At 37.3% G+C, this 12864-nt stretch carries 15 protein-coding genes; 2 read left to right on the forward strand and 13 right to left on the reverse strand.

Annotated features, from left to right (window positions below; all coding sequences use genetic code 11):
- Window positions 1–13: 13 nt before the first annotated feature.
- Window positions 14–2242: a PBP1A family penicillin-binding protein gene (locus tag FLP15_RS01180; RefSeq protein ID WP_142765683.1), complete on the reverse strand. Its 2229-nt coding sequence runs from the start codon at window positions 2240–2242 to the stop codon at window positions 14–16.
- A gap of 665 nt (window positions 2243–2907) precedes the next feature.
- Here FLP15_RS01180 and FLP15_RS01185 point away from each other — a divergent pair.
- Window positions 2908–3594 (forward strand): YoaK family protein, encoded by a 687-nt coding sequence (locus FLP15_RS01185; RefSeq protein ID WP_142765684.1) that lies wholly within the window; start codon window positions 2908–2910, stop codon window positions 3592–3594.
- Between the two features lie 63 nt (window positions 3595–3657).
- Window positions 3658–4554, forward strand: a complete 897-nt coding sequence (locus tag FLP15_RS01190; protein WP_142765685.1) for an RluA family pseudouridine synthase — start codon at window positions 3658–3660, stop codon at window positions 4552–4554.
- Here FLP15_RS01190 and FLP15_RS01195 read toward each other — a convergent pair.
- The 12 genes from FLP15_RS01195 to comGA form a co-directional block, all read right to left on the reverse strand.
- The gene (locus tag FLP15_RS01195; RefSeq protein WP_142765686.1) at window positions 4480–5289 is read right to left on the reverse strand and encodes a metal ABC transporter permease; all 810 of its coding nucleotides are present in this window, start codon (window positions 5287–5289) and stop codon (window positions 4480–4482) included. The genes FLP15_RS01190 and FLP15_RS01195 overlap by 75 nt on opposite strands.
- Window positions 5282–5512 carry a hypothetical protein gene (locus FLP15_RS13775; protein WP_425351483.1) on the reverse strand — a complete coding sequence of 77 codons (231 nt, stop codon included), beginning with the start codon at window positions 5510–5512 and terminating at the stop codon, window positions 5282–5284. Before FLP15_RS13775 ends, FLP15_RS01195 begins: the two co-directional genes overlap by 8 nt.
- Entirely contained in the window at window positions 5476–6012 is a 537-nt protein-coding gene (locus FLP15_RS01200; RefSeq protein WP_425351484.1) for a metal ABC transporter ATP-binding protein, read from the reverse strand. The genes FLP15_RS13775 and FLP15_RS01200 overlap by 37 nt, the downstream gene beginning before the upstream one ends.
- 570 nt (window positions 6013–6582) lie before the next feature.
- Window positions 6583–7425: a metal ABC transporter solute-binding protein, Zn/Mn family gene (locus tag FLP15_RS01205; RefSeq protein WP_142765687.1), complete on the reverse strand. Its 843-nt coding sequence runs from the start codon at window positions 7423–7425 to the stop codon at window positions 6583–6585.
- A 369-nt stretch (window positions 7426–7794) separates the two neighbouring features.
- Window positions 7795–8253: a zinc-dependent MarR family transcriptional regulator gene (locus FLP15_RS01210; protein WP_142765688.1), complete on the reverse strand. Its 459-nt coding sequence runs from the start codon at window positions 8251–8253 to the stop codon at window positions 7795–7797.
- Between the two features lie 566 nt (window positions 8254–8819).
- Window positions 8820–9116: a competence type IV pilus minor pilin ComGG gene (comGG, locus tag FLP15_RS01215; protein WP_142765689.1), complete on the reverse strand. Its 297-nt coding sequence runs from the start codon at window positions 9114–9116 to the stop codon at window positions 8820–8822.
- Window positions 9117–9144: 28 nt separating this feature from the next.
- The gene (gene comGF, locus FLP15_RS01220; protein ID WP_142767397.1) at window positions 9145–9537 is read right to left on the reverse strand and encodes a competence type IV pilus minor pilin ComGF; all 393 of its coding nucleotides are present in this window, start codon (window positions 9535–9537) and stop codon (window positions 9145–9147) included.
- Between the two features lie 10 nt (window positions 9538–9547).
- Window positions 9548–9844, reverse strand: a complete 297-nt coding sequence (gene comGE / locus FLP15_RS01225) for a competence type IV pilus minor pilin ComGE (RefSeq protein WP_142765690.1) — start codon at window positions 9842–9844, stop codon at window positions 9548–9550.
- Entirely contained in the window at window positions 9816–10247 is a 432-nt protein-coding gene (gene comGD, locus FLP15_RS01230) for a competence type IV pilus minor pilin ComGD (protein WP_142765691.1), read from the reverse strand. Before comGD ends, comGE begins: the two co-directional genes overlap by 29 nt.
- Window positions 10207–10509, reverse strand: a complete 303-nt coding sequence (gene comGC / locus FLP15_RS01235) for a competence type IV pilus major pilin ComGC (RefSeq protein ID WP_120772581.1) — start codon at window positions 10507–10509, stop codon at window positions 10207–10209. The genes comGD and comGC overlap by 41 nt, the downstream gene beginning before the upstream one ends.
- Before the next feature lie 3 nt (window positions 10510–10512).
- A complete protein-coding gene (gene comGB / locus FLP15_RS01240) occupies window positions 10513–11535 on the reverse strand; it encodes a competence type IV pilus assembly protein ComGB (protein WP_142767398.1) in 1023 nt (340 codons plus the stop codon).
- Window positions 11441–12424, reverse strand: a complete 984-nt coding sequence (gene comGA / locus FLP15_RS01245; RefSeq protein WP_142765692.1) for a competence type IV pilus ATPase ComGA — start codon at window positions 12422–12424, stop codon at window positions 11441–11443. Before comGA ends, comGB begins: the two co-directional genes overlap by 95 nt.
- Between the last annotated feature and the right edge of the window lie 440 nt (window positions 12425–12864).

The following is a 12864-nucleotide window of genomic DNA, read 5'->3' on the forward strand; positions in this document are numbered from 1 at the left end:
GTATTTTTTATTCTCAATTTCCAAAAAGTCCCGTAATTTTCTTCCAAGCTTTTTTGGCACCATCCCCTATATTTTTAGCCGTTTTACCTAGGTCAAAACCACCTGAATCATTTGATGATGACGACGAACTTTCTCCCGTGCTCTCCGGTGTATTTCCTGTTGTATGAGCTTCGGCTTGTTCTTGAGTCACAATATCATCTTGATATTGCCGCTGTTGCGTCCAATAAGGTTGTAAAGCTGCAACGCCTGCTTCTTGATATGGATTTTTTACATCAAATGCTGTACCTGCTGTATAAGGTAACATATAGCTTGCCTCTTGACGGAAAATTACCGATGTTTGACCTTCTGACGATCCTGTCAATTCATTTTTTCCATCAGCATAGCCCACCCAAAGCGCCATAACAATGTCTGGGGTATAACCAACTACCCATTGGTCTTGCGACTCATTCGTTCCTGTTTTACCTGCTAATGTGTAGCTTTTAGGAGCAGCATTCCAAGCCGAACCATTAGTATAAGTTCCCAGCATCATTTGCGTCATTTTATCTGCTGTATCTTTACTAATAACTTGTTTTTTACCTACTTTTGCTGTCTTAATAACCTGTCCTGCTGCATTTTCTATTTTAGTAATAAGGTGGGCATCATACATCATCCCTCCATTAGCAAATGCTTGATACGCTTGAGCAATCTGCCAAGGGTTCGTTTGTACTCCCGCGCCAAGTGCAGTTGGTAACACATCATTTTTACTTGTGAGATTCAAACCAAACTCACGCCCTTTGGCATTTCCTACCTTTGGTCCAATTTCTTGATAGGTATTAATCGCTGGAATATTATATGAGTTTGCCAATGCAGTATACATTGGAATTTTTCCACGCCATTGATTATCAAAGTCAGTCGGTTTCCAACCGTTATAGTCAGCAGGTGAATCATCTACTGTTTTATCAATAGACCATCCTGCCTCAATAGCTGGTGTATACACAACAAGCGGTTTTATAACTGAACCTGGTGAACGTTTTGACATTGTTGCATAGTTAAAGTCAGTAAAACTGTTAGAGTTTGCTGTATTAACATTGCCCACTAACGCTTCCACTGCACCCGTTTTAGGATCAATAGCTACCGAAGCAGATTGAGCCGTCGTACCATTAGTTGATGGGAAAAAGCTTGGGTCCGCATACGTTTTTTGGAGACCTGATTGCATATTCTGATTCATACCAGTGTAAATCTTATAACCATTATTCATGATTTCTTGTAAGGTTAGACCGTACTTACTTTCTGCCTCAGAAATCACCGCATTGTAATAGCTTGGATATTTGTATTGACTATCTTCTGGATGATAATTATCCTGAACCTTAGACTGAAGATCAATCTTCATGAGACCATCTGCGGCATTTTGTTTGAGATATCCTGCATTGACCATGTTTTGCAGTACGGTGTTACGTCGGTCAGTCGCATACTTCCCTTTATCATAAAGTGGGTTATAAATTTCTGGGCCTTTAAGCATTCCAGCTAAAGAAGCCGCTTCATCGACCGTCACTTCACTCGCAGGAACTCCGAAATACTTCAGTGCAGCATCTTGAATCCCCCACACACCATTACCAAAATATGAGTTATTCAGGTACATATCAAGAATTTCATCTTTGCTATAATGCTTATTAATTTCAAGTGCAAGAAAAAACTCACGTGCCTTACGGTCAATCGTCTGCTCTTGAGTTAAATAAGCATTTTTCGCTAACTGCTGAGTGATTGTCGAGCCACCACCAAAGCGTCCTGCTGTTAGTACTGCAAGGGTAAATCTTTTTAAATTAACGCCATGATTAGTATAAAAAGTTCTATCTTCAGTCGCAACGACTGCTTCTGTAATATTTTTAGAAATTTGATTAATCTTGACCGGTGTCCCTTTTTGCCCATAAAGCTGACCAGCGACTTGATTATCTTTGTCATAAATTGTTGTTTGGGCAGCGATTGAGCTTTGCAATACTTTCACATTTGCTGTTTTTGCTAAATAAAAGAGATAAGAACCCGTTGCCACGATAGTAAGCAAAACAACAATAATCACAATTTTTGTCAGATTATAGCGTTTCCAAAATCTTTTAATCGGTCTCATCAGCTTTGCAAATTTTGTTTTCGCTGGTTTTTCTGGTTCTTCTTCTACCTTTTGGGGTTTGAGCCGTAAGTTGGGGATCTTGACAATTTTTTTGTCAGTCCCTTTCTTAGTTCGTCGACTAAATTTTTGATTTTCAGACATGTTTATTTTCCCTTAGATGTAAGTCTTGATGATTAAGATTTTTATTTTAAACGTAGGTAAACTATACTCGTGTCACTTAAAAATCAATTAATAATTTTGTTTGATAAAACTACAATCAGCGATATGCCAATTTTTATGTCGTAAATTCTTGAAGTAATATTAACTTGTTATCGCGCTTTACAACCTATTTAATCATAATAAGTTTTTTACCAGTAAGCTATTTTACTACAAATATACCTATCTATAACTTACATTTTTGTAAGTTAAGTTGATTTGTCATCTAATGATGTTAACATTTGTATTGAAAGAGGAATATAGAGAGTCTCGTTGAGAACATTCTGGTCTTACTAATATATAAAGTAACATCAATTTGTTACTGTCTTTTGCCAAAAATCTTATGACTTCCGCTTATTTTATCAAAAATTGCTTTGTGTTACAAATTAGACTATCATTTAATTTTATTTTCAAACTAACCTTATTAAGAACTATTATAATATGGAAAAAGCTTAATATCAAAGGTTTTGCATATTTCTCCATTCCTTAGGGTTTCAGCCCATGCAAAATAAGGTTTATTCATCCGCGCACTCATCTAAAATCTGCTATACTTATAGTAATCTTATTTTTCCGTCTGTACCATATAAGCTTGTATAAGGAGTATAAAACCTATGACTTATTCTAAAGTTAACCCTAGAGAAAATTTAAAAATAGCTTTATTCCTTGCGATGAATACCGGTTTCGTTGATGCTTTTACCTTTTTCCACTTTGGTGAAAGATTTGCTAGTCTTCAAACAGGGAACCTTATTCAGACTGGACTCAATCTTGCGCAAGGTCATTTTAAAGCTGCTTTTCAATTTATGATTCCTGTATTGTTTTTTATTGCTGGTGCGATAGTTAAAACTTTATTCACCAAGTATAAAAAAAGAAAAGGAGGAGATGAGGCTCAAGATTTAATTCTTGTTCAAATGGTAGGTATTGCCGTTTTTACGCTACTTTTCGCAACTGTGCTCCAATTGCCTCAAGCTATTTTTGTAGGTATTTTATCTTTTTTCATGGTTATTCAAGGAGATCTCTTTACTCGTGTTCATGGGCTACCTTATGCAAACATCATGTCTACAGGCAATATAAAATCTCTTGCGACTAACTTTGCTGAGTATTTAGTTGAGCGATATAAGAAATACTTGCAAAATTCATTCTTATTTTTTGAGCTTGTACTTTCTTTCGTCATTGGCGCTTTCCTTTCCTCTTTTGTAGGACATTGGCTCGGTAATTTCACATTATTAGGCTCGAGTGTACTTCTTTTGCTCGCTTATTTTGCTTATCATAAGGAAACAAAAAAGGCTGAAATCGCTTGATACAAAATACTATTTATCAACAGAAAAGGGTCGGATATAATATAGTGGAGAAGAATATTATTTATGGAATTTAACTTTGTTTTACCAAAAGATTTTAAATCTCAAAGTGTGGCACATTTATTAGAGCAGACTTGGCTGGTTCCTCGTAAACAGCGTCATTTTTTACGCATGAAAAAGCACTTTTTAGTCAATGACAGAGCTGTCAATGATGACGAAATGCTTGTCAGTACTGACAGAATCAAAATTATCTTTGACGAGGAAGATTTTCCTCTTTTGGAGGTCAACTTTGGTGATGAAAAACTGGCAGAAATTCTCTACGAGGATGAACATTTAGTCATTGCCAACAAGCCTGAGGGCATGAAAACGCATGGGAATACGAAAGACGAATTTGCCCTGCAAAATCATGTCGCCGCTCGTCTCAATCAGCCTGTTTATGTCGTCCACCGTCTTGACGAAGTGACTTCTGGCGCTGTTTTATTTGCAAAAAATCAGTTTGTCCTGCCGATTTTAGGGCGAATGTTTGAAAATAATGAGATTCACCGCGAATATGTCGCTTTAGTCCATGGACATTTTCAACAAAAAAAGCTGACGATTAATCAGCCGATTGGGCGTGACCGCCATGACAAGCGTAAACAAATAGTGTCAAAAACTGGAAAAATGGCGATCACTCATCTGTCAGTACTGACAGATTTTCGTCAGCACAGTTTAGTGGCACTATCGCTTGATACTGGGCGCACTCATCAGATTCGCGTGCATTTGCAAGCCATCGGACACCCAATTTTGGGCGATTTGCTTTATGGAAAAAAAGAGCATGAGCCAAGACTCATGCTCCATGCTCGTCAGATTGTCTTACGACAACCATTTTCTGAGCAAATATTAGAAATTTTAGCGCCTAGCCAATCGTTTGATGCTAGATGTAAGCAAGAAGAGGATAATGAAAATCAACGTAATCGCCGCTGATGCAGGGGCATCCATATAATAAGAGGCGATCAATCCAGCATTCAAGCCGATAAAACTAACCAAAACCGAAAACCCTAAAACAGATTTAAAAGACTTTCCAAGCCTCATTCCGATAGAGGCGGGCAATACCATAATTGCAGAAACCAGAAGTGCCCCTGCTGCTGGAATCATCAAAGCAATTGCAATACCAGTCACAACATTAAATGCAATAGAAATCATACGCACAGGTAAGCCATCAACATAAGCAGTATCCTCATCAAAAGTAATAACATAAAGCGGGCGTAAAAAGAAAACAAATCCGAGCAAAACAATTCCCGCTAAAATAAAGAGCATCACTACTTGTGTCATCGAAATCGTGATAATTGAACCAAACAAATACTGCTCCAAACTCACATTGGTTGCCCCTTTTGCAGAATTAAGAATTAAAAGTGCAATAGCAAGACCCGCTGACATCAGAATAGCTGTCGCGATTTCCATGTAATTTCGATAAATGGTTCTAAGGTATTCCAAGAAAACAGCTGCAATGACAACCATAACCAATGTTGTGATTGTTGGACTCCAGCTTAATAAGACACCAAAAGCAACACCTGCTAATGATACGTGAGATAAGGTATCCGATAGCAAGCTCTGCCTTCTCAATACAAGAAAAACGCCTAGCAAAGGAGAAAAAACAGAAATCGCCGTTGCTGCAAGGAGAGCATTGCGCATAAAATCATAATTTAATAAGTCAAGCATGAACACGGCGCTCCTTTTCCGTTGGCTCAGGTAGCCCTTCTCGTTCACTATGCAAATCAAAACAAGCGAACTTACCATTTTTATCTTTGTAAAGATGGATATTCCGATCAGCATATGCTTTAACTTCTTCGGGATCATGAGTGACCATCAATACTGCTTTTCCATGTTTATGAGCTGCGTGGTGCATTAATTCATAAAAATCACTACTTGATACATCATCCATACCTGTTGTTGGCTCATCCAAAATAAACAAATCTGGGTCACTCGCGAACATTCTCGCAATAGCAATACGCTGCTTTTGCCCCCAGAGAGTTCTCCAATACGTTTATCTCGGTAATCCCACATTCCGACAGATTCGAGCGCTGTTCTCACATGCTCAACATCATGTTGGTTCATTTTTTTGAACCAACCTCGTCTTGGATAACGACCGCTCATAACAAATTCATAGACAGAACTTGGAAAGCCAGCGTTAAAACTTGCAACCTGCTGAGGCAAATATGCCATTCGCAATTTTTCTCCACGAGTATTTTTTGTAGAAATGGTTACTTGCCCTTGTTTCGGATGCAAAATACCCAATGTTGTCTTAATCAAAGTTGACTTTGCAGCACCGTTTTCCCCTGTTAGAGTGACAAATTCACCTGAATCAACATGGTAACTAATTTTCTCAAGTACTGGCTCTCTGTCATAGTAGAAAGTCAGATTTTCAACATCAATATATCTCATTTTATCTCTTTTTTACTGGCTTTTTGTCAGTTATTTTTATATTTTTTCCATGGTCAATCTGTGGTAGAAAGCAACAACAAATTGACATCGTTTTATGCATTTCATGGCATAGAAACAGGCACCATTACCGCTACTGGCTTTTTCACCTTGTTCATTTACTCTAAACCACCATATTTGTAAAATGAACTAAAGTATTATTTTTGAAGTGTAGCGTTTAAGCACCAATTCTAGAACAAGTACAACTTAGTATTTAAGCCTATCAAAATTCCCTTATGTAATTGAAGTGATTACTTCATTGGTGGGGAGAAAGAATCCCCCACCAATGTTAGTAGAACGAAAGCAGAACTTGCTACTTCGCCTTATCGCTTTAGCGATTTAGAGCGAATGGACAGCGTAGCGAAGCGGAGATAGTGCTGCTTATCCCTCCACCTAAAAGAGGTGGGGAATTAGCACGCACTTGCTAAGTTAAAGAAACTCCCGTTCAAAACGAACGAGAGTTTCAAGGAGTTTATGAAAAGATTTTTAGGAAGGACTCTATTGTAGTGCGCTTCCCTTAACTTCTCCTTAAAATTACTTTATCGTTTCTTTCAAAGCTGTTAGATTTTCTTGCATTAGTGTAATATAGGTTTCACCAGCTTTTTTCTGTGCATCAGATAATCCCTCAACAGTATTGATGCCAATAAGTTTTGCACCAGCTGATTTAGCCAAGGTTTCTGCTATTTTACTGTTCGCATTATTTTCAAAATATACATTTTTCAGTCCAGCTTTTTCCATTTCGACTTTTAGTTTTGCAAGTGCACTTGGTGATGGCTCTACATCTGGGTCAAGGCCCGCGATAGCAATTTCATGTAAACCATAATCACGCGCTAAGTAACTAAAAGCTTCATGTTGCGTGATAAATGTCTTTTGTTTTGCATCTTTCAATGTATCAAACTCTGCATCTAACTTTTTCAGTTTTACCAAATATGCATTAGCATTTTTCTCAAAAGTTTTCTTATCATCTGGGAATTTTTTACCAAGTTGTTCAGCAATATAATCAACTTCCTTGATTGCTTCTTTAGGGCTAATCCATGTGTGCGGGTCGTCTTTGATTTTATCAACTGTCGCACTCGCTTCGACTTTTATCCCTTTATTTTTTATTGGTAATACCCATTTTTCAAGATCATTTGAGTTATAAATGATAACCTCGGCATTTGTCATAGTTGCTACTTGTTTTGCACTAGGTTCAAACTCATGGATTTCTTGGTTAGATGCGACAATATTTTCAACATTGATTTTGTCACCAACAATTGCTTTAGTAAATTCATACATTGGCTCAAATGTTGTTACAACTTCAGGCTTGCTTGCCGTTTTTTGACAACCAGCAAGAAATACAAGGGCTGGGATCACAAGGGCTAACAATACTTTCTTCATTTAAAAATTCCTCCGTTATGCTCAACTCTCTCTAAAATTTTTTTCACTTCGTAGTTGAGTTTCAACTTTATCGTTATTTTCTATCCGGCTTACTCAATATATTGTTTTCACCGAAAATCTCAATGTCTAATACTGCCAACTTTCAGGTTCATAATAAATTACTCCAAATCAAAGCTGGATTGATGTAGCTATTTGCGCTATCAAACAGTATTACAACTCGCTTTATCTTAATACCACTTCTTGAATGATACTCAAGAACTTGGTCTAAAGTGAATATTATTTTCGTGTAAAATTAATCTTGCTTTGTCACAAAACTTATTCGTTTGGTACCAAAAACTCTGTATTGTGGGCAAAGCTTAACCTTATCACTCACTTCGTTTCACTTTTTTCTGATGATAGTTCTTCTGAAAGTAGTTTCATAAATTTGATAATGGCTTTCTGTTCATCATCGTTAAATTTGTTCCCTAACTTTTGGTAGGTAGCAAGCGTCTTTTTATGATGTTCGGCATGTTCTTTTGCAATAGGCAACGCTTTTTCTGTCAGACTCCAAAGGACCACGCGTTCGTCATTTGAAGCTCTACTAGACATAATCAATTCTTGCTCCTGCAATTTTTTCAATGCTTTTGTCACCGCTGCTGGTGAAATCTTGAGTTGTTCAGCAATACGTGCATTAGTTGAAACCTCATTAGATAAAAGCATCAAAATATGCTCCTGAGTACTTGTCAATTTTAAATGACTTTCACATGCTCCTAACAAAATCTCATGTTTGTTTTCCGCATATTGCATAATCTTTCCTAGAAATTGGTCAATTTGATGCTCTAAATCCATCTGATTTCATCCTTCCATAATTAGTTTACTGGTTAATTATATAGCAATAAAAAAATAATGTCAACTGGTTAACGTTATTTTTTTAATTTTTTTATCAAAACAAGTATGTACTCCCGAGCTTCACACACCTTTTTACGAACGCTTCCCGCATCTCCATTTGCTTATTTGCTACCTAGTCGAAATGACAAATTTCGAATTTTAGCTGACCCATCAGTGCTTTAGTTCTTAGGTTTCTTGGACAAAATGAACTTTTACCTTGATTGAATTTATTGATAAGTTGAAGTGATTACTTCATTGGTGTGGTTCTTTCTCCCCCACCAATGTTAGGGCACGACCTCACATCAAAGATATGAGGGCACCCTGTCCCTGAAGTCTAAGCGCTAAAGTGCTAAGACCCTAGGGCAGTAGAACGAAAGCAGAGCTTGCCATTTCGCCTTATCGCTTTAGCGATTTAGAGCGAATGGACAGCGTAGCGAAGCGGAGATAGTGCTGCTTATCCGCCACCCTATAGAGGTGGCGAGAATTAGCACGCACTTGATAAGTTAAAATTCCCACTAAATAAGTCCCTATTCCATTTGAAAAACTTTCCCATCGGATAAATGAATCTCAAAACTGTCTTGAATTTCACTGTCAGTACTGACAGCATTATTCGTACTTACTGATGAACCTGTCAGTCGTTGATAAGTCAAAAAACCTTGGCTAAATTGTATTTCTCCTGATTGTCCTAATTTTTCTTGCTTTGCTAAAGATACCATCAGCTCCGCTGTCAGTCTATCTTTTTCTGTCAGTAAATGTTTCTGTGTTTCTACTTGCTCTTGTAAATAAAACTGTAAAAATAAACTAAAAATCAAAGCTAGAACCATAGTGTACAGCAAGATTCCAGCTCTGACATTACTCCTCAAATTTGTAAACAAATGTCCGCTTCCCTCCACTATCAAAAGTTATCATGATTTTTACCACTCCCATATTATCTAGTATTTGACAAGACTTTATCCCAAAAAGCATCGGCTGGTATCCTTTTCCCTGAGCATCTGTTTTGCGAAAATCATTGCCTACTAAACCATATCTCAACGCTTTACTTTTCGTAATATACAAAAAATTTTGAGAAACATCATCAAGTTTTGTTCCTTCTAGCTCTCCGCGCATTTGTTCGCAAAAAATTTGCCAATCTTTTTGTTGATTCGTCTGTCCTTTAGCCATTTGCTGCTGAAGGAGTTGAGTAAGTCCAGAGATAACAAGCACAGAACCAGATATTGCAAGAAGAGCGACTAGACATTCTAGCATTGTAAACGCTCTAATTTTTAATTTCAAGCCTCAATAATTCCTTCCCATGATTAATAACCACCGTTCGTTTATCATCTTTCGTTATTTTTATCGCTGCACCATTTACTGACAACTTCGAAAGATTGCTGTCAGTTGCCATTTTTGCGACGTTTAAATCTTCAATCTGTTGATTAATTTCTGTCAGTTGCTGACGAACATTTACAACTTCTGTCAGTACAACACTTACCAAAACTGACAGCAAAGCAAGTGTAATCAAACTCTCAAGTAGTAAATATGCCTTAACTGACCGTTTTTTTAAATTTTCCACTTCCCATCTCCAACTGATAGCTCACCGTTTTTTGTTCATCAGGTAATAAAATTTTAATTTTTTTCAAGCTTGAATTTTCACCCTGCTCATCAAACTGAATTGAAAAATCAGAAATTCTGACCTCATCAGGTATTTTTAGTCTATGATTTTCATAAGTTAAAAACGATTGACTCACCCCGAAATCTTCCCTTGTTGAGAGTAGTGCTGCATCTTCTTGAGTGTTTTTATACAAGTTTTCAAATTGTAAGACAAATAATTCTCCTCTGACCAAATGCACCGTTTTTGTCAGTACTGACGAAAATATTAGCGTTAAAAAACTTATGACAGTCAGTACTAGTAAGGACTCCGCTAGTGTGAAAGCTCTAATCTGCCAATTCACGTGTTTCTCCCTTATTTTGCGCATAATAGTCATCATAGCTCTCAACTTGCTTTTTAGTAATCATGTCCGCTGCCACCAAATCTGACAAAGTCGGTGTTTCTGTGTGATCTAGTTCATACAATTGTGCTTGGCTTTCAACCACCTTCACCACAGCAGCTTCGCCAGTCTTTTGGACTTGCTCTTTTTCTTTTAACAGATTAGGTACAAACAACAAAATTAAAATACTAATAATTGCTAGCACAATCAACATCTCAATCAAAGTAAACGCTTTAATATCTTTTCTCATTTTTTATCCCATCATTGTTCCCATATTTGAATAAATTGGTAATAGCATTGCCACATATAAAAGTATAATCATCAGCGCTACAAAAATAAAAACAATCGGCTGAATCCACTGCATCGCTCGTTCAACTTTTGCAAAAAAAATTTCCCAGCACTCTTCCGAGTATAGCAAAAGTTCCAAGCCCAACTTATCTTTCATCGCCCCATATTCAATCATTATCGCAAGTTCCGGTGCTAAAAACCCCAATTCACTTACCGCAACATCAAAGTTCACCCCAGCTTCTAATCTCTCAGTTAATACTTCTCCCACCTCTGAAAAAATTCGACTTTTTTGTCTTCTCATGATGATTAAAATTTTCTTTAAATCCACACCTTGAGCCAAAAGATTTCCCCATTCTCTTGCAAAATAAGCCGTTAAATATAAACGGACAAAGTCTGACAGAAATGGACATCTTGCTAAGAAAATAAAAGTTCGACTTGCTGGTTTCTTCTTAAAAATAACAACTCCTAAAGCTGTCAGTACTGACAAAAAAACAAAGCTACTTACAAAAAGTACTGGTAAATGATTAATCAAAATCATTGCCCAGCTTCTCCCAGAATCCAACTGTGGAAGTAAATAATTTTTTAAACCCAACATAATTCCTACTAGAAAAACAAGTAAAATAATCGGATAAGTTAACAGTCCAGCTAATTTCTTTTTTATCGTCAACTGTTGCCGTAGATTTTGCTCAATAAATGACAAAGTCTCCGACAAATGTCCATGAAATTCAACTAATTCAACCTGAGTCACTACATTTTTAGAAAAATTTAATGCCTCCAAAATTTCGGAAAGAGATTGACCAGCAGAAAGCCCCGCACGCAACTTCAACGTAAATTCTTGCTCAACTAGATGTGATAATCCAAGAAATTCAACAATTTCGCCAAAATGAAAACCATTAGCAGTCAGATTTGCCATCAACTGAATCAATTTTGCTTGTTTTATCAAACTCAACTTTTTCCGCTTCAACCTCAATAGCTGTAAGATATCCATCTTCAAATAATCTCGCCATTTTCTCATTCCATCTCCTGGCATTCCATTTTTCAAATTCACTTTCTGCAATATCAACCACTCCCTTCCCAGCAATAAGACGCTGATAAATCACCCTACGCAAACTATTTTTTAATTCCCATTCACTCAGTCCTAGCTCTAAAAGTCTATTCCACACTCCCGAAATAGACCGCGCATGAACCGTAGAAAATACAGTATAACCAGTCAAACTTGCTCTTAATACTGCACGTGCTGTCTTTTTATCACGAATCTCTCCAACAATTAATAAATCAGGACGATGACGCAATGAGCATTTAATGAGTTCATCATAATCATTACCGATGACTTCATTTACCTGCAACTGCACAAAGTCAGATTCTACAATTTCAACTGGGTCTTCAATCGTTATTACTTGTTTATTCATAAAATTCTTCTTTGCAAGTTCCACCATCAAGGACGTTTTTCCTGAACCTACTGGACCCGCAAACAAATATAATCCTCGCTTACAATGTAGACTGGCTAACAGCTCCTCATCCCGAAACCAAAACTCCAACTTCCTTGATTCCTCTCTTAAAATACGAATGACCAAGGACTCCCTCCCCTCAAAATCTCCAACCGTAGACATTCTTAAACGCTTAACACCAATGTCCAGCGAGTACCAACAAGCCCCTAACTGAGTTCTGCGTTTCTCCCCTGTATTCATCCCAGCGAGAAATTTAAAATGCGAAATTATCGCCTGCCCCAATTCCTTGTCTAAATGCTCAAAGAATAAACGCCTGTCTCCTTCTCTAAAATAAACATCGTATCCCTCCTGATGAGGAATAAAATAAATATCATGACTTTCTTTAGTCATCGCATCAGTTAAAATTTCGCTTGCCTTATCTTGAATCATATTTAACTATACGAATTTAAAAGTAAAAAGTAACAAAAAAAAACTCCAAGTTTGGAGTATTTTATTTGTCAGACTGGACTAGCTAAATCTATTAAATTTTTATCAAAGCAAGTACGTGCTATCTCCGTCCCCCTAGGTTGGAGATAAAGCAACATTTCGTACGACTGCCATATTAGGGCGTTGGCGCTTTTAGCGCCTAGGTTTCTTGGACAAAGTGACCTCATATCGAAGATGTTAAGCAGACTGTTCGTACAGGTCACTTAGTTGTTACACCTAGAGGTTGTATCTTAAATTCAGTGACGAGTTGCCCTTTTATCAGTCGCATTGCCTTTTGCTCTTACCATTTCGTCTTGCCAGCTTTGCTGGCTTAGAACGAATGGATAGCGGAGCGAAGCGAAGATGCAAGTTTTAGCAGCTAGCTTCGCATGACCCTAGGACAT

Origin of the sequence: Lactococcus protaetiae (assembly GCF_006965445.1) — a bacterium.
Lineage (GTDB): Bacteria > Bacillota > Bacilli > Lactobacillales > Streptococcaceae > Lactococcus > Lactococcus protaetiae.